At 60.0% G+C, this 16,301-nt stretch carries 18 protein-coding genes; 6 read left to right on the forward strand and 12 right to left on the reverse strand.

What is annotated here, in order from left to right:
* Nucleotides 1–22: 22 nt before the first annotated feature.
* The 4 genes from NW819_RS03565 to NW819_RS03580 all read right to left on the reverse strand — a co-directional run bounded on the left by NW819_RS03565 (nt 23) and on the right by NW819_RS03580 (nt 4,218).
* On the reverse strand, nt 23–661 hold the full coding sequence (locus tag NW819_RS03565; protein ID WP_414412904.1) for a hypothetical protein: 639 nt from the start codon (nt 659–661) through the stop codon (nt 23–25).
* Between the two features lie 17 nt (nt 662–678).
* Nucleotides 679–1,203, reverse strand: coding sequence for an acetolactate synthase small subunit (ilvN, locus tag NW819_RS03570; protein ID WP_414374441.1), 525 nt, complete (start codon nt 1,201–1,203; stop codon nt 679–681).
* Nucleotides 1,204–1,367: 164 nt separating this feature from the next.
* The gene (locus tag NW819_RS03575; protein ID WP_414412905.1) at nt 1,368–3,881 is read right to left on the reverse strand and encodes a DUF3656 domain-containing U32 family peptidase; all 2,514 of its coding nucleotides are present in this window, start codon (nt 3,879–3,881) and stop codon (nt 1,368–1,370) included.
* A 145-nt stretch (nt 3,882–4,026) separates the two neighbouring features.
* On the reverse strand, nt 4,027–4,218 hold the full coding sequence (locus NW819_RS03580) for a hypothetical protein (protein WP_011432601.1): 192 nt from the start codon (nt 4,216–4,218) through the stop codon (nt 4,027–4,029).
* A 497-nt stretch (nt 4,219–4,715) separates the two neighbouring features.
* Between NW819_RS03580 and NW819_RS03585 the strand changes: the two genes are divergently transcribed.
* The 3 genes from NW819_RS03585 (at nt 4,716) to NW819_RS03595 (ending at nt 7,373) form a co-directional block, all read left to right on the forward strand.
* The gene (locus NW819_RS03585) at nt 4,716–5,570 is read left to right on the forward strand and encodes a Tic22 family protein (RefSeq protein ID WP_011432600.1); all 855 of its coding nucleotides are present in this window, start codon (nt 4,716–4,718) and stop codon (nt 5,568–5,570) included.
* 12 nt (nt 5,571–5,582) lie between these two features.
* The gene (prmC, locus tag NW819_RS03590) at nt 5,583–6,470 is read left to right on the forward strand and encodes a peptide chain release factor N(5)-glutamine methyltransferase (RefSeq protein WP_414412906.1); all 888 of its coding nucleotides are present in this window, start codon (nt 5,583–5,585) and stop codon (nt 6,468–6,470) included.
* 87 nt (nt 6,471–6,557) lie between these two features.
* On the forward strand, nt 6,558–7,373 hold the full coding sequence (locus NW819_RS03595) for a sensor histidine kinase (RefSeq protein WP_414412907.1): 816 nt from the start codon (nt 6,558–6,560) through the stop codon (nt 7,371–7,373).
* 24 nt (nt 7,374–7,397) lie between these two features.
* Here the strand turns inward: NW819_RS03595 and NW819_RS03600 are convergent, their stop codons facing one another.
* Nucleotides 7,398–7,862, reverse strand: a complete 465-nt coding sequence (locus NW819_RS03600) for a YHS domain-containing (seleno)protein (protein ID WP_414412914.1) — start codon at nt 7,860–7,862, stop codon at nt 7,398–7,400.
* Between the two features lie 223 nt (nt 7,863–8,085).
* Nucleotides 8,086–8,487, reverse strand: a complete 402-nt coding sequence (gene psb27 / locus NW819_RS03605; protein WP_414350230.1) for a photosystem II protein Psb27 — start codon at nt 8,485–8,487, stop codon at nt 8,086–8,088.
* A 68-nt stretch (nt 8,488–8,555) separates the two neighbouring features.
* Here psb27 and NW819_RS03610 point away from each other — a divergent pair, with 68 nt between their 5' ends.
* Both NW819_RS03610 and NW819_RS03615 read left to right on the forward strand, forming a co-directional pair.
* The gene (locus NW819_RS03610; protein ID WP_414412908.1) at nt 8,556–9,296 is read left to right on the forward strand and encodes an NnrU family protein; all 741 of its coding nucleotides are present in this window, start codon (nt 8,556–8,558) and stop codon (nt 9,294–9,296) included.
* A gap of 34 nt (nt 9,297–9,330) precedes the next feature.
* On the forward strand, nt 9,331–9,723 hold the full coding sequence (locus NW819_RS03615; RefSeq protein ID WP_041437173.1) for a thioredoxin family protein: 393 nt from the start codon (nt 9,331–9,333) through the stop codon (nt 9,721–9,723).
* Here the strand turns inward: NW819_RS03615 and NW819_RS03620 are convergent.
* From NW819_RS03620 to NW819_RS03645, 6 genes are all read right to left on the reverse strand, one after another.
* On the reverse strand, nt 9,660–11,255 hold the full coding sequence (locus tag NW819_RS03620; protein WP_414412909.1) for a hydantoinase B/oxoprolinase family protein: 1,596 nt from the start codon (nt 11,253–11,255) through the stop codon (nt 9,660–9,662). The two genes, NW819_RS03615 and NW819_RS03620, sit on opposite strands and share 64 nt — an antisense overlap.
* A gap of 10 nt (nt 11,256–11,265) precedes the next feature.
* A complete protein-coding gene (locus NW819_RS03625; RefSeq protein ID WP_414412910.1) occupies nt 11,266–11,571 on the reverse strand; it encodes a hypothetical protein in 306 nt (101 codons plus the stop codon).
* A 35-nt stretch (nt 11,572–11,606) separates the two neighbouring features.
* Nucleotides 11,607–12,146: a PDZ domain-containing protein gene (locus NW819_RS03630; protein WP_414412911.1), complete on the reverse strand. Its 540-nt coding sequence runs from the start codon at nt 12,144–12,146 to the stop codon at nt 11,607–11,609.
* Nucleotides 12,147–12,386: 240 nt separating this feature from the next.
* Nucleotides 12,387–13,337, reverse strand: coding sequence for a prolyl aminopeptidase (gene pip, locus NW819_RS03635; RefSeq protein ID WP_414329348.1), 951 nt, complete (start codon nt 13,335–13,337; stop codon nt 12,387–12,389).
* A gap of 27 nt (nt 13,338–13,364) precedes the next feature.
* Nucleotides 13,365–13,994 (reverse strand): hypothetical protein, encoded by a 630-nt coding sequence (locus NW819_RS03640; protein ID WP_414412912.1) that lies wholly within the window; start codon nt 13,992–13,994, stop codon nt 13,365–13,367.
* Nucleotides 13,949–15,571, reverse strand: coding sequence for a glycoside hydrolase family 57 protein (locus tag NW819_RS03645; RefSeq protein WP_414412913.1), 1,623 nt, complete (start codon nt 15,569–15,571; stop codon nt 13,949–13,951). The genes NW819_RS03640 and NW819_RS03645 overlap by 46 nt, the downstream gene beginning before the upstream one ends.
* A gap of 167 nt (nt 15,572–15,738) precedes the next feature.
* Between NW819_RS03645 and NW819_RS03650 the strand changes: the two genes are divergently transcribed.
* Nucleotides 15,739–16,257, forward strand: a complete 519-nt coding sequence (locus NW819_RS03650; protein ID WP_414344109.1) for an HNH endonuclease — start codon at nt 15,739–15,741, stop codon at nt 16,255–16,257.
* Nucleotides 16,258–16,301: the final 44 nt, after the last annotated feature.

The following is a 16,301-nucleotide window of genomic DNA, read 5'->3' on the forward strand; positions in this document are numbered from 1 at the left end:
TTGACTAGAGTCATGCTCTACTTCAGGTGGGAGTAGAAGTATTGGTAGGGCTGGGAGCTCCATCGGACTCCGTCCTGCCGACGTCGGCGGCAGCAGGTGCAGTTGCCGGCAGTGTAGGTTCTGGCCCGGCAGGAGGCAACTCCGGTGCCGGTGCGGGCTGAGGCAGAAAGTCGATGACCTCCCAAGTCTTGGAATCCGGTGAGCTGTAGGCCAGCAGCCACCGTTCGGGCACGGTTTTGACGCGGTCGGGCGAGCGTTGTGTAGCAACAGTTTGTGCCTTTTGGTGGGCCAGGGTGAGCTGGAAGGGATCCCCTTTGCGGCGATAGGGGCGGCGGGATCCCGGCGGATGCACGATTAGGGTGTAGGTGCCGCTGAGGTGATGGCCTTCCAGGGTTTCTCCTGAGGCCAACAGCAAGGGTTCACGGCGATCCTGGCGGATTTTCACATCCTGCAATTGCAGGCGGGCTGCTAGCTGGTCACTGCCCACCAAGGATCCCACCGGCCCGGACAAATGAGCGATCTGATAGGCGAGGGCCTGCTGCACAATCGGCTTTGGCGGTCTAGGGCCGCAGCCGGCCAGCAGCCCCACCAGCACAATAGCCACAAGGCTAATCGTGCCCCGCAGAACCGATCCCTGGCCCCTCCACCCCGACTTCGGCATCGCTTCTCCTGGGGCCATCAGATGGTAACTAAGGTGGGGTGTTGCTTCAGGTATTCCGTATTCACGCCGGACTCGCGGGTGAGAGCCACCAGGCCGGTACGGGCGATCTCACGGATGCCAAAGCTGGTCAACATCTTGATGATGGCCACCATTTTGCCGGGATCCCCGGTTACCTCGAGAGTCAAAGACTCCTCCGCCACATCCACAATCCGGGCGCGAAACATTTGGGCCACATCCATAATGGCGGAGCGGGTATCGGGGCTGGCGTTAACTTTGACCAGCATCAGCTCCCGTTCCACACAGGGAACATGGGTGATGTCGGTTACTTTCAGCACGTCGATGAGCTTGTAGAGCTGCTTCGTCATCTGCTCCACATCGTGTTCATCTCCCTGCACCACCATGGTGATGCGAGAGATCCCCGGTCGTTCGGTGGGGCCAACGGTGAGGCTGTCGATGTTAAAGCCGCGACGGGCAAACATCCCCGCAATGCGGGTTAAAACGCCAGGCTGATCCTGCACGAGGGCGCTGAGGGTGTGTTTCACGGCAACCAGAGGATAGAGAAAAAGCTGAGAAGAGGTTGGGGAAGCACCTGGGAATAACAATACCCTGAGGAAATTTTACGCCAACTTTGCCGGAATGTTTTTCGCATTGCTCCGGTCGGAGCACAGCTGCAGAGCCGGCGCCCTAGAGAAAGACAGCGCAGCCGTTAACTCTCCAAAGACCCGCGCGTAACCCCCAATTGGCTGTGTAGCTTCAGCTCCTGCCACAGTTGGGATCCGCTGAGTTGACCTTGTAGGAGTTGCTGATAGCGGTGCAGGGTTTGTTGGATCTCGGCGGGGGATTCATGCAAAAATTCGATGCGCAGATAGCGCAGGCCCAAGGCCAATAATTTCGGCACATATTCTGCCCCCGTTTGGGCCTTGCCGTTGTAGAGGGTATTCCGACAGCCGGCATCGGCCTTCAAAATGTGCTCGACATTGGCCCTGTCCCTCAGCTTCACCTCGTGTTTTTCACATGGGCGACCACAATTGGTGTAATCCGTTCCGCTGGATAAAAAGGCGCAAAAGACGCAGTGCTCCATGTGGAACAGGGGCATATGTTGATGAAGGGTAACCTCATACCTATGGGCGGGGCCGGCTTGCAGCAGGGATCCCAGTTGCTCATGGTTGAGGTCATAGGAAGCCGTCAGGCGCTCCAGGTTGTAACGGGTTTTGAGATAGTAGGCTGTGATGGGATTGGCCACATTCAAGGAAAAATCCCCAATGCAGCGCTGCCCGGCAAAGAAACGGAGATGATCGTAATTTCTCACCAAGTAGCCATCGGCCCCAGCGGCCAACACTTGCTTTAGGATCCAGGTTTCTCCTGGCTTGGTGATGCGGGGCGGAGCGACCCACAGTTCCACCTCGGGATGGGCGGCTTTGGTTGTGCGGATCACCTCCCGATAGCGGCGGGGATCCTCAAACTCCAGATAGATCTGCCTAATACCGCTGGCTATCGCCGCCGGCAGTTGCGCCGGATCCCGCACCAACACCACCAACTGCGGGGATCCCCTTTCGGGCTCCTCCTGAGAAGGCACCAGATCTTGCCAGCGAGCTTCGGGATTGAGTTGCCAGCGCGGGGGCTGAGCTCGCAGAGCTTGTAGGCGTTCCACCGCTTGTCGGCGCATCTGGTTGAGCAGGCTCACCGGCAGCATTACCTCCCCCTGCAAGGCATTGTGCAGGGATCCCAACTTGAAGGGAGTGGAGCCCAAACGGCCCAGTTGCTGTCGCAGTTTTTCGGTGGTGAGGGGTTGGCGGTGGGCAGCTTCCAGGGGCAGCGGCGAATCCACCTGCACCGTATGGCCTTGCTCATCCCGCAGGATCAGCGTCAGCGGGGATCCCACTTGGCCGTGAACCTCCATGTGGACGGGCCGCTGAAAGCGGGGGTGATCCCCGGCGTAGCTTTGGCGCAGGCGCTTTTCCAGTTCCGGGTCGCTGGTCTTCCAGAGGCGATCCCCCACCCGCAGACGTTTGAGATCAATGACCCCCTCTCCGAAGCTGAGCCAGGCCAGCCCCTGCTTCTCTTGCACCCGGTAAACTCGCCCCCCCTGCTCCGGCAACTCCGGCTGCCCCTGGTCAAACACCACGCCATCCCCGGCTTTGAGGGGTGCCTCCAGCCGGATCCCCACCTGATCCTGTTGGATCCCCACCACCTGCCCCAGGTAAACCCCCCGTTTCTTGCCAAACCGCGCGTGCACCAGCTCCTGGTTGTTGATGCCCCGCAGCCAGCCTGTGTAGAGCCCACGAGAAAAGCTCATCTCCAGCTCGTAGCGTTCCTGTTGCGAGGGCTGCCACGGCTGCCCCGCTCCCAGCGCATCCAAGGCCTGCCGATACACCCGCGTTACATTGGCTACATATTCTGGGGATTTCAGCCGGCCCTCAATTTTCAGACAGCGGATCCCCAGCTTCACCAGCTCCGGTAGCACCTCCAGCCCGGCCAAATCTTGAGGGCTGAGCAGATACCGCTTCTCCCCCAAGTCGCGGCGGATCCCGTCTACCACCAGCTCATAGGGCATGCGGCAGGCTTGGGCACATTCCCCCCGATTGGCCGAACGCCCCCCCAGCGCCTCGCTGGTCAGACATTGCCCCGAGTAGGCCACGCACAACGCCCCATGCACAAAGACCTCCAGAGATAGGGAGGATCCCTTCTCTTGCAGATAGGCCTGGATCTGGGCGATTTCCTGGAGGGAACATTCCCGCGCCAGCACCACCACCTCACAGCCCAGCTCAGCGGCAAACTCCGCTCCCACTCCACTGGTGATGGTCATTTGCGTGGAAGCATGGATGGGGAAATCGGGGGAAAGATGCCGGATCAGGCGGGCGATGCCAATATCCTGCACAATCACCGCATCCACCCCCGCCGCAATCATCGAGCGGATGTATCCCTCGGCTTCCGTCAGCTCCCTTGGAAAAACCAGAGTATTCAAAGTAACATAGCCCCGTACCCCCCGCCGGTTCAGCCAGGCCATCAGTTCCGGCAAATCCGCTTCCGTAAAGTTGCGGGCGCGCATCCGGGCGTTGAAGCGCTCCAGCCCAAAGTAAATGGCATCGGCTCCGTTTTCCACTGCCGCCTTGGCACACTCCCAATCCCCCGCCGGGGCCAGCAGCAGGGGCAACTTGGTGGTCAGAGGCGGCGCCTCAAAGTGATCCGTTTCCGCGAAATCTATCCCAGCAGCTTTCATCGGAAGACAGCCCCACAAAGAGAACAAGGGATCCTTTCCCATTCAAAATCAAAAAACCTGAGAGCAGGATCCCCTTGTCTCAGGTCAAGCTGCCTCTGCCGGCGGCCTCTTAACAAAAAACTCGTTCCGTCCGCAAAGGGTCTAGCTAAGAAGCCACCAGCACATTCAGGATCCCGGTGAGGACGGCGCTGAACAAAGCCAACGTTAGGTAGCGGCCAACAGCCGGGTTGTCACCCAGCAGCCGATCGGAAGCGCTGATGGTGAAAAACAAAGACCAGGCCTGAGTAGCGTTGATGGTCTCAAATTGGTTGAATTCAGCGGTGAAGATCTTAGCCATGACTCAATGCTCCCTACAGCTGTGGGTTCGCACCCCTACCTTAACAAAAGTTAACAGCAGCTGCCACGTTTGCGCGGCTACATCAGGACACCGCCGAACAAGGCTGGAATAGGCAGCGTTTTATGGGAGAGCTGGGTACACAACCCTCGGAGGGATCTGCATCTAGCGTGGATCAGTTGTATGCGACTCCGTATATAGTATTGGGTGATGCGGGATCCCCACCCAAAATAGGGGCTTTGCCCCTCGACAGAGGTCGAGCAGATGTTCTAACCTTGGCTGCTAGGGTGGCCCAAGAGCGCTCTTCAAGATAGGTGTGCCGGGGTGTTGTCAGCGATGGCCAACCGGGATCCTAAGGCTGAGAGTGTGCCGCATCGCTAGCCTAAGCCCTGTTGAGCGGGTTTAATCTAGGCAGCTTTTGATTTGCCCCAGGCTGTTGGTTAGTACTTAGGAAGCTGACCCCATAGCAACCAGAACAAGGCGCGATGCCGGGAGTTGAGATGAGAATGACGCGTTGTAATGTAGTATCGCCTGTGCGCTCCCTCTGCCGCTGTGCAGCTCAGGTGGGCGGCGTAGCCGGGATCCTGATCGGAACAGCTTGGGGGGGTTTGGCTGTGACTCCTGTTTGGGCTCAGGAGAATGCCCTACTGGCTCAGGCAGCCGCAGGCCCCATGAGCCGGCAAGAGGTGGCGGAGCGGCTAAATCTGGTGCCTGTTTTTGCCATTGTGTCTCAGAACGGCACCCCCGTTGTCGCCAATGTGGAGCGGGATGGCCGCACCATCCAAGTGGTTTCCTTCTGGCTGGATCAGGCCCAAGCCCAGCAAGTGTTGGAGCAGGTGAAAGCCAGCAACCCCGAGATAGCCAGTCAAGCCCGGGTGGTGCCTCTCTCGCTGGGGTATGCCTACGAAAAATCGGAAGAGGAGCGCGCCAAGAATAGTGACCTGTATTTTGAGGTGGTGCCTCGGGCTTCTGATGTGGAAGCAGCCAAGCAGGTGCTGAAGGAAACCGGTCAAGATGTGCCTGCAGAAGCGATTGGTGTGCCTCTGTTCTATGGCCGCTCCGGAGAGGGGCTGCTGACCATCGAGCAGGATGGCCATGAGGTGGTACCCTTCTTCTTCGACCGCAACGATTTGCGGAGGGCCTTGGATCGGGCGGCAGCGCAGAACCCGGATGTGGTTGGGAAAACCCAGATTGAAGTGACCTCGCTGGCCATTGTGGTAGAGCGTATGCTGGCCCCCGACGCACAGGCCGATGTGCAGAAGATCGCTTTTATCCCCTCTCGCTCGGCGCTGGAGTACATCCAATCGCTGGCCCGACCGGCCAATCCTTCCGCAAGTCCCCAGCCTCAGCGTTAACCTAAGCCCCTGATGGGATCCCCGTCTGCTCTGGTGAAGCGGTTAACAGAGTGGCGTGCCCAAGCCCTGAGGGCGGCAAAAGCGGCTGGGATCCCTGCCGAGGAAGTGGACATTTTGCTCAAAGAACGGCTGGAGTGGGGGCCGTTGGAGCGGCTGATGGGTCGCGCTCCGGCTGGGGAGGGGGATCCCCTGGAGGAGGTGCAGGCCCTTTGGCGGCAAAGGGTGGAAGAGCGCATCCCCCTACAGTATCTGTTGGGCAAAGTTGAGTGGGCGGGCTTGAGCTTACGGGTGACGCCGGCGGTGCTGATCCCGCGCCCGGAGACCGAGCTGCTGGTGGAGCAGGCTTCCCTCTGGCTGCAGGCTAACCCTCTGCCGTCCGGCTCCTGCTTTGCCGACCTGGGCACAGGTAGTGGAGCGATTGCCATTGCGTTGGCCCATCAGCACCCCCAGTTGCGGCTTCTGGCCGTGGATTCCAGCCCAGAGGCATTGGCTGTTGCGGCAGACAATGTGGTAGCCCACCATCTGCAGGAGCGGGTGAAGTTGCTGCTGGGATCCTGGTTTGTGCCCTTGGATCCCTGGCGGGGGCAGCTGCGCGGCCTGGTTTCCAACCCTCCCTACATTCCCTCTGCTGAGCTGGCCTCGCTCATGCCAGAGGTGCGACTGCACGAGCCACGACAGGCTCTGGATGGCGGAGAAGATGGCCTAGCCCACTTGCGGCTGTTGATTCAAGCAGCACCGGATTACTTGGCCCCGAACTCCTTTTGGGCGGTGGAAGTGATGCGAGGCCAAGCCCCTTGGGTGGCGGAGCAGTTGCAAGCTAGAGGCTGCTATCGGCAGATCCAAGTTCACCGAGATCTGGCCGGGGTTGAACGGGTGGTCAGCGCCCACTTCGTCGGATAGAAAAGGGTAGGATCCCATAAGATGGGGTATCGCCGGAGCCGGAACTGTCCAAAACTTAAAGCTCCGAGCCCAGAGATCTGAGCACGGATGGGATCCCCTGTCCTTCGCCAGGAGCACTTCTTGAGGGAGCCTTCGCCTACAGCCAAACCCGACCCACCCTTACAGCAGGCCGCCCCTGCCGACGGGCAAGGGGCCGTGGATTGGCAGTTTGCTTTTGAACGCTCTGAGGTGATGCGAGCCTTTCAACAAGAGTTGCTTGTCAGCATCGGCCATGAGCTGCGCAATCCCCTCAGCAGCCAGATGGGATCCCTGCAGTTGGTGTTGTCGGATCTATGTGACTCTCCCGAAGAGGAGCGGGAATACCTTCAAAGTGCCAAAGAGGCGGTAGAGCGCCTGATCAAGCTGCTTGAGGAATACACCCGCCTGGCTCGCCATGACCTGCCCATCCAACCTCTGCGACCGGAACCGACCCGACTACGCCCCCTCCTGCAGGATGTGTACAGCCTAACTCGCCTACAAGCCCAGGATCAGGGCATTCGCTACGAATGGCCGGTTCTACAACCAGCCCCAGCCTCTGAGGTGCCCCTTCTCCCCGATAGCCTCACCGTTTGGGCGGATCCCCACGGCTTGGTACAGGCGCTTCTGGGAGTGTGTCGCTGGGGCATCCGCACCCTACGCTACGGTTCGATGGCTTTGCACCCCTATCCCACCGCAGAAGAAGAGGGGCGACTGTGCCTGGGGTGGAACCTTGAGGGGCGATGCCATGTGCCCATTCAAACAGAGGGCTGTGCCGTCTGGCGGGTAAGCGAGCGGCTCCTGAGAGAAATGGGAGGCCAGCTGGAACTCTGCGAAAGCGGCCCCTACCGAGTTGGCATCAAGGTGACCCTGCGCCTCGCCCATTGAACCCCAGGCCAGAGGGACTTGGGCCTATCGGCTTCTCAAAGCTGGCCAGTTGGCATCTGCCCTCTTGATCAAGCCGGGGATGTCGCGCTCCCAGTTACGCTGTACCCGCTGGTTGGCGTTCAGGTACAGCTTGTCATCGACGATTTTCCAGGCAAAGGGATCCACCGGGTAAAGGTAGTTGTGGGCCACGGCCCAGGCACAAAACCCGCCGTACTGGGGGGCAAAGCGCTCTGGGTTGTTGCGAAACCGCTCTCGATTGTCGGCGCTGGCAAACCTCCAGGTCACCCCTCCCCACTCCCATTCATACTCTGGGGATCCCTTGACGGGCTTGCCGTCGATGAAATAGGCCACCGGGTCATAGCCCCGCAGGGCCAGGCCATCCGTTGCAAAAAAGGGGCCCGGGGATCCCTCCTCGACAGCCCCAACGACCTGTCCTTGGGCTGGGAGAGACAGGAGCCAAGCTGGGTGAGAAGCAACAGCCCCAACCATCAGCAGCAGCGGGATCAAAGCCCAACGATTTTTGACCATCACAACCTCCCAAGTCCTCAATCGAAAATCGAAATGAGCAAGAAAGCCTTACTCTTCCCCTTCAGGTTCCAAAAGACATCTGACAAAAGACATCTGAGTAGATGCTGGCTTCCGGGGACTGGGAACAGTTTGGCCACAGCGAGGAGATTTGCCTGTGATTTGGATCTCGGAGATCTAAAAAAGCTCAACCTTCTCGGCGCAGGGCTAATTCGGCCCGATCCAGTTGCATTAGCACCCGCTCCACCTTTTCGGGGTTGAGAGGTCGACTGGAAGTGCGGTACTGGGAGGCCAGCGTATTAAACACCGTGCGCAAAGTGGTAAAAGACTGCAGCTTGTCGTAGCGATGGCCGTGGTAGCGCCCAGAAAACTCCTGGATGGCCTGCATGGCTTCCGCTCGCGCCTCTTCCGGGTTCATCAGGGGATCCCCTTCTGAAAGGACGGTGCGTAGGGTTTGGATCAGGGTCATGCTGTCTTCGTAATACTTGCCGGTGAGACGGGCAGCCTGAGCAACTGAGCTCGCTGAGCCCAGCAAAAGGGCTACAGACAGGAGCAGGCTGACAAGACGCAGAAAAAAAGTTTTGAGCATGGGGAACCTAATGTAACTTACTTTTAAGCATAAGCCACAGCAACACCGGAAGAGGAGTCACCCAAAAGATGCTGTTCACCCCCTTCAGCGACTTTCTGCAGAAGCTGGGCCAGTACGGATCCCATTGGACAATGCTGGCCCTAATCTTGGGATTTGCCTGTGCTCACAGCGGACTGGCCTACTTGCGACCCTGGGGGGAAAGCCGGCTGGGATCCCGTCTGTACCGCATCTTCTTTGCTCTGGTGAGCCTCAGTTTGGCACCGCTGTTGCTCATCTATTTTTTCAACCACCGCTACGACGGGGTGATTCTCTGGGATCTCCAAGCCGTCCCAGGCATTCGCACCACCGTTGCTCTTTTGTCTGCCCTCTCTTTTTTCTTTTTGTATCCGGCCACCTTCAACTTGCTGGAGATCGCCGCCATTCGCAAGCCGGAGATCCACCTGTTTGAAACCGGGATCATCCGCATCACCCGTCATCCCCAAATGGTGGGCCAGGTGATCTGGTGTGTGGCCCATTCCCTGTGGATTGGCTCCAGCTTTATGGCGGTGACCTCGCTTGGGCTCATTGCCTACCACCTGTTTGCGGTTTGGCACGGGGATCACCGCCTGGAGCGGAAATACGGGCAGGCCTTCCGCGATCTCAAGGCGCGCACCTCCGTGATCCCCGGCTTGGCCATTCTGCAGAAGCGACAGCAACTGCGCCCCCAAGAGTTTTTTCGCTGGGCCTATCTGGGGGTATTCAGCTTTGTATTGATTCTTTATGCTTTCCATCCCCAAATGGTTTCTGCAGCCAGCCGAGTTGCCTGGTAGCATGATCCCAAAGAACTTCTTTAGTTTGGGAGTGATGGCCTTGCAAGTTGCTTTAGATGCTTTTAATCAAGAACTTTTGACAAGTGATGGGTTGGTTTTGGTGGATTTCGGCGCCCCTTGGTGTGGCCTGTGTCGCTTCATTCAGCCGATTACCGACCGTCTCGTAGCCGAGTGGGGAGGGGCGGTCAAAGTACTGCGGGTGAATGTAGACGACAATTTTTGGCTGCCGCGCCGCTATCGGGTGCGCTCTTTGCCAACCCTAATTTTGTTTGAGAAAGGTCAAGAAGTGCAAAGGCTGGAGCACTTCGCCAGCCGCGATGAGGTGCTTCGCCGCTGCGAGCAGTTGTTTCTTGACCACCTGCGCTACCTGGGTTCGGGAGCCTGCTCATCCTCGTTTGAGCCCCAAGCCCCGCCGCCCGGCGTGTAGAGGGTGATCACGTCGCCGGCTTTTAGGGAGCGGCTGATTTTGCCAGGCAAGGGATCCCCGTTGAGGAGGTTGATCCCCACTTGGCCTGGACCGCCTCCCTGTTCTCCTTGGGGGGCATAGTGGCGCCGCTCGGTGAGCAGGGAGAGGGTGCAATCCTGCAAAGTCTGGATGGAGCGGATTAGCCCCCAGCCGCCCCGCTGTTGGCCATGGCCGCCGGAATCCTGGCGTAGCTCGTAGCGCAGTACCCGCAGGGGATACTCCAGCTCCAGAGCCTCGATGGGGGTGTTGAGGGTATTGCTCATGCCCACATGCACTCCGTCCAAACCCGGTCGTTGCCGGCTGGCCCCCTGACCACCTCCCAGGGTTTCGTAGTAGGTGAAGTGGCGGTTGCCCAGCACACAGTTGTTCATGGTGCCCTGCCCCTGAGCGATGCTCCGCAATCCGGCCACGGGAGCCAGAGCTTTGAACACCACATCGGCAATGCGCTGCGAGGTTTCCACATTGCCCGCCACCACTGCTGCCGGAAACTGGGCATTCACCAAGCAGCCGGGCGGCGCCACGATCTCAATGGGATCCTCCAAGCCGACATTGCTGGGGGCCGTGGGATCCAACAGACAGCGCAGGGCAAACAACACCGCCGAGCGGGTGACGGCCAGGGGCGCGTTCAGGTTTCCCGCCATGGCCGGAGCAGTGCCGGTGAAGTCCACCCGCAGCTTCTCGCCCTCTACTTCCACCTGCACCCGAATCTCAAGGGGCGCGGGCGGATCCCCGTAGCCCTCCAACCAATCCTCAGCCGTGTAGATCCCATCTGGCAGAGCCTGAATCTGCGCCCGCATCCGTCGGCGGCTGTATTCGATCACCCCCGCAATCAACTGCCAAGCCTCTTCTTCTCCAAAGCGGGCCAGCAGCTCCCGAAACCGGCTCACCCCAACCCCGTTGGCCCCCACTTGGGCCTGCAAATCCCCCCGCCGCTGCTCGGCATTGCGCACATTGGCCAGAATTAGGCGCAGCAGATCTTCTTGCCAGTGCAACGCTCCTTCCAGAGAGAGCCTAGCCAGCCGTACCGGCGGGATCACCAGCCCCTCCTGCCAGATTTCGCTGGAGTCGGCGGGCATGGAGCCGGGGCGCATCCCTCCAATGTCGGCATGATGGGCACGGTTCACGGCATAGGCGCAAATCCGGTCGGGATCCCGCCAGCCGGGAATGGCTGCGACCACCGTGACGTCCGGCAGATGGGATCCCCCCTGGTAGGGATCGTTAAGGACAAACACATCTCCAGGGCAGGGGTCGGCTGCCACCACCGCCCGCACCGCCTCCGAGAGGGCTCCCAGATGTACCGGGATGTGGGCCGCCTGGGCAATACAGGCCCCTTGCGCGTCAAACAGAGCTGTGGAGCAATCCCGCCGTTCCTTGATGTTGGCCGAGTATGAACCGCGGATGAGGCGCGCCCCCATCTCTTCGGCAATCCCCGCCAGAGCGTTGGCCATGACCTGCAACCGGATGGGGTTGGAGACAGGACGGTTGCTATCCATACCTCTCCAATCAAAGCCTGCGCCGCAGCCAAACGGCCACCCTGCGGATCCCTTGCCAGAACTGCAAACGACGCTGCCAGCGGTCAAGGGTACGGCGACTCTCGCGCAGACGGTCTCGCAGACGCAGCAACTCAGCCGGGGTGGGAGCCAAAGCCTGCTGAGCTGCTTCTCGCCAATCAGCCATGGCCCGCTCCGTAACCCCAAGAGCCGAGCGCAGGCTCAAAATGATGGGGATAAGGGCGATCAGAGCCAGAAACAGCAGCCCGTTAAGAGCACAAACTGTCCAGACGGCCCATCCTGAAACTCCCATCGGCATTCACAGAGAGCTCCGGGTAGGGATCCCGACAAGCCTCACTGCTGCTGCAGCATCAAGGGGCGCAACACCCGGCCATCCCCCACCACAACCACCGTTGACAGCACCTGCTCACCACGGCGGAAGGTAATCGGCACCGATTGGCCTACCGGGGTATTTTGGATGATCTGCTGCACATGTTGCACGGAGGTGACCCGCTGCCCATCCACTCCAATCAAAATATCGCCCTGGGCCAGACCGGCTCGTTGAGCAGGACCATCCTGGAGCAAGCCGACCACCTGCACCCCCTGAACTCGAAGTGCGGGGCCGAACAGACGACGGCTGATGGCGCTCTGGGCTTGCTCGCCGTTCACCGTTTCAATGGCAACTCCAATGAAGCCGTTGCCGACAGCATAGGAGGCAGGCGACCACTGAATCCCGAAGCTGTTGGCGTCGCTGCTGACCTGAACCGTGGAGCCGTGGTGGTTGTAAGCTTCACCCCCAACCGAGTCGCAGGGGTAGGCCACAACTGCATCTGCCAGCAAGAAGGAGATGGGCAGGGCTAGGGCAAGCTTGAACAGATGGGTTGGTTTCTGCATGGTTCGACCCTGGAAACGGTGAAGTAGAAATGAGCTTGAATCCGCGAAGCACTTGGGTGGATGCACCAGCCAGGTGTGGGCAGCTTGCACCGCCCCTCCCTCAGTGATAAACCCAAAATCGCCAACTGTCGATAGGCTTGGCCGTGCTTCTGGGCTGGATCCCAAGGTTTTGCCGGCCTTCCTGTAGCAATTCTTCAAGGTCTTGGGATCCCTGGCAGCACTGGGTTGGCTCGGCGGGGCTCACAAACCGGCAAAGCGATCGGTGGCTTCCAGGAGGGCGGTGCGGATTCCGGGCTCGGTGATGGAATGGCCAGCATCGGGGATCATCCGAAACTCTGCTTCTGGCCAAGCCTGATGCAGCTCCCAAGCAGAGATGGGCGGGCACACCACGTCGTAGCGCCCCTGGACGATCACCGCCGGCAGATGCCGCAGCCGTCCCACCCCCCTGAGGAGCTGATCCTCCGGATCCAAAAAACCGCCGTGGACAAAGTAATGGCACTCAATGCGGGCAAAGGCCTCGGCAAACTCTCCCCGACCAAAGCGCTCGATGAGCTCTGGGCTGGGGATCAACTTGCTGGTGCTGGCCTCCCAAACAGACCAGGCGCGAGCTGCCCTCAGCCGTACCTGGGGATCTGGGTCGTTTAGGCGGCGGTGGTAGGCTGCCAGCAGGTCATCCCGCTCTTCGGGAGGGATCGGCTCCAGGTAATGTTCCCAAGCGTCGGGGAAAAAGTAGCCGGCCCCCGACTGGTAAAACCAGCGGAGCTCAAAAGGGCGCAAGAGAAAAATGCCCCGCAAGACAAACCCTAGGCAGGATTGGGGGTGGGTTTGCCCATAGGCCAGGGCAAGGGCACTGCCCCAGCTGCCCCCGAACACAAACCAGCGATCAATGCCCAGATGCTGGCGCAACTTCTCGATATCCGCCACCAGATCCCAGGTGGTGTTCTCCCGCAGCTCGGCATAGGGGCGACTTTTCCCGCAGCCCCGCTGATCGAACAGCACCACCCGCCAGCGGCTGGGATCGAAATACTGCCGGTAGATGGGATCGATCCCACCTCCAGGCCCCCCGTGCAAAAACACCACCGGCTTGCCTGCCGGGTTGCCGCACTGCTCGTAGTACAGGGTGTGGAGGGAGGAAACCGCCAGAAAGCCTTGATCGTAGGGCTCGATGGGGGGATAGAGATCGCGCGACATAACTTGAAGCTCTGCTGGTCATCACGCTCAAGGTCTGCGCAGGGCAATGGTGGCCTTGGGCGGGATCCCTTCCTGAAAGGTCTCGCCATCGGCAGCCAGGATGACAAATTGCAGCTCCTGACCCGGCTGGGCGCCCAAATTGCTCCAGGGGATGGCCACCTCCAAACAGGCATCCACCACCGCCTTCACTTGATGGCCGATGGCGTGCCAGGTGTGGTACTCCCCTGCCTGCAAGAGCTGGGCTTGCACCTCCGCCGGATGCTGGCCGGTGCCGGGAGGCGGCAGTGACAACCGCAACAGGTGGCGGTAGTGGTAGTTGAGAGGGGCTTCTGCCGGCAATCCCTGCAGGGGAATGGGGCTGTTGACGGTGACGCGGTTGGGATAGAACCACAGCACCAGCAATTGCCTGGGCCGCTGCACCACCGAGTTAAAATCCAGCCGCAGGTAGAGGTTGAAGTGATCAAACCCGTACCAGAGGCGGCGAACGGCGCTGTTGCGGTGCATGGTGCCTCGGGCCGCTCCAATCTCCACCCGCCCCGCTTGGCTCCACTCCCGTTCTGCCGGACGACCGTTGATGGCCGGGTGGATAAACCCCTGCGGCAGGCGATCCCCTAGGCCGTCATGATCCTCCAGGGGAAATTGCAGCACGGTCGGCACCGCCTCTCCCAAAGCAGTGTAGAGCGCCTGCAGGTGCTCCCGAAACAACTGGTCGAAAACGGCATCATGGGCGGAGGAGTGGCCTGCCCCAAACCACCAGAACCATCGGATCCCTCGGCGGCCCAGAGGGCTTCCCAGGCTTGGGGATTGGCGCGGGGATGATCCTGAATCACCTGGCGGGCCTGAGCCAAGAGCTCCCAAGCGCGGTTTTTCACCGGATCCCCAATCCAGGTGGTGAAGTCCGCCTCAATCCAGGAGCCACTGTGCAGCTGCTCTGCCGGCAAAAACTCAGTGGGAGGAAACTGATCCAGAAACTCGGAGACCGTCACCAAGCGCAGCGCCGGGTGCTGGCTGAGGCGGGTATAGAGGTTTTCCAAGAAGGGCCGGCCATCTTGGGGGTAGTACTCCCAGCAGTTTTCCCCATCCAGAGCGATGGTCACCAGCCAGGGCTGCTCCTGGGGCAGGCGGTTGCGGATGCTCTCCAGATGGCCGATGAGATCTTTGGCGGCAGCATCGGCGGGCATGGCGCTGTAGCTGAAGCCGATCAAATCCGAAAGGCGGTGATCCCGAAAGACGATGGCCAGATCCCCCCGCTCGGTTTCCAGGCGGTAGGGGCGGTAGAGCTTCTCCGGCTCCAGAATGTGGCCCTGCCCATCGCGATGAAAAGGCTGGCCCAGGCTCCACCCCAAAACCCCTTCGTCGGAGATGATCCAATCAAAGCCCTGTTCTTGCACAATCGGCACAATGGCAGGGCTCACCGATTGCTCCGAAGGCCACAGGCCCCGCGGCTCGCGGCCAAAGCGCTCCCGATAGATCTGCTTAGCCCGCTCCAGTTGGGTGTGGACATCCTGCTCCCAGTGAAAGGGGTAGCGAGGTAAGGGCAACCCTGGGCGGGCCACCCGTGCCGAGCGCTCGCTCACCAACAGGGGCAAGATGGGGTGGGTATAGGGGCTGGTGGTCAGCTCCAGTTGGCCGCTGCTCTGCAGTTTGGCGTGTTGGGGCAAGATGGCGCCGAGGATCTGTTGTTGCTTGGCGTAGATCCGCTGCCGATCCGCCAGGGTAAAACCGGATCCCATTTTGATCCAGCCCTCAATCTCAGGATCCTCCTGAAAGAGAGGATCAAACCAAGACAGGTTGTGCCAGGCCAGCAGATCCCCGAAGTCCTGCGGAGTCCAGTACTGCAGACACCAGTTCACCCCCTGAGATTCCCGTTGGTTGTAGAGCTGCCGGTAACGGGGGTAGGGCTCGATCATGGTGGGGTAGTGGCTGTCGAAGAAGCGCTCGACCACAAAGCGCAGTTGATCGGGGCCGAGCTTTTCGACAGGGGATAGGGTCAGTTCCAGGTAAGGATCAAAAGCCGAGCCGGCCACATACTCTTCGATCTGCAGAATCAGGGAGGGCACCAGGTTAATCGTTTGGTGCAAGCGGGGATAGCGCTCCAGCAGCAAGACCAAGTCCAGGTAATCTTTGATCCCGTGTAGGCGCACCCAAGGCATGCGATATTTACCCGCCACCGGACTTTTGTAGAGGGGTTGGTGTTGGTGCCAAACCAGGGCGACGTGCAGCGGGTAAGTCATGGGCGGTACGGGATCCAACCATCACCCGGATACTAGCCCATCTGTCTGGCTGGCGATCGTAAGAAACTCTTGAATGTCTGAGCTCTGCCGGTGTCGATGGCGGTGGGGAAAAGCTTGCCATTCGGCAGATTCCTCAGGAGAATGGCGGCAAAAGGAAGAGCTGAGCCATGACTGCCGCTACCCACCTTCTGGAACAGTCGATCGTTGTCTTTTCCCAAAACTATTTGCCCATTAGCCGGGTCAATATCAAGCGGGCAATCGTGCTGCTGCTAACAGGCAAAGCCGAACCGCTCTCGATGATGAATGTGCCGGTGTGGAAGGTGCGCTCCCCCAACCAGGTCATTGAAGTGCCCGAACATATTCGCCTGACCATCAAGGGCAAAGAGCGCGCTTGGCGCGTGCCCCCTGTGAATCGGCGGGAGGTTTTGCGGCGGGATCACCACACCTGCCAGTATTGTGGCACCACCCACAATCTGACCTTGGATCATGTCGTGCCCCTCTCCAAAGGGGGATCCCACAGTTGGGACAATGTGGTGACGGCTTGCGAACGCTGCAATCAACGCAAGGGCAACCGCACCCCTGAAGAAGCCAACATGCCCCTGCGCAGCAAACCCCGTGCCCCTCTCCACCCGACGGTGGCTTTTGCGGAGCAGTTCTGGCGCGAACACCAAAGTCGGCAAGAGTGACATCCTCCCGGCGCTCATCCTATGGACAGAGCGCGGGCCACCCT

Source organism: Synechococcus sp. R8-2, assembly GCF_047461715.1.
In the GTDB taxonomy this organism is placed as follows: domain Bacteria; phylum Cyanobacteriota; class Cyanobacteriia; order Thermostichales; family Thermostichaceae; genus Thermostichus.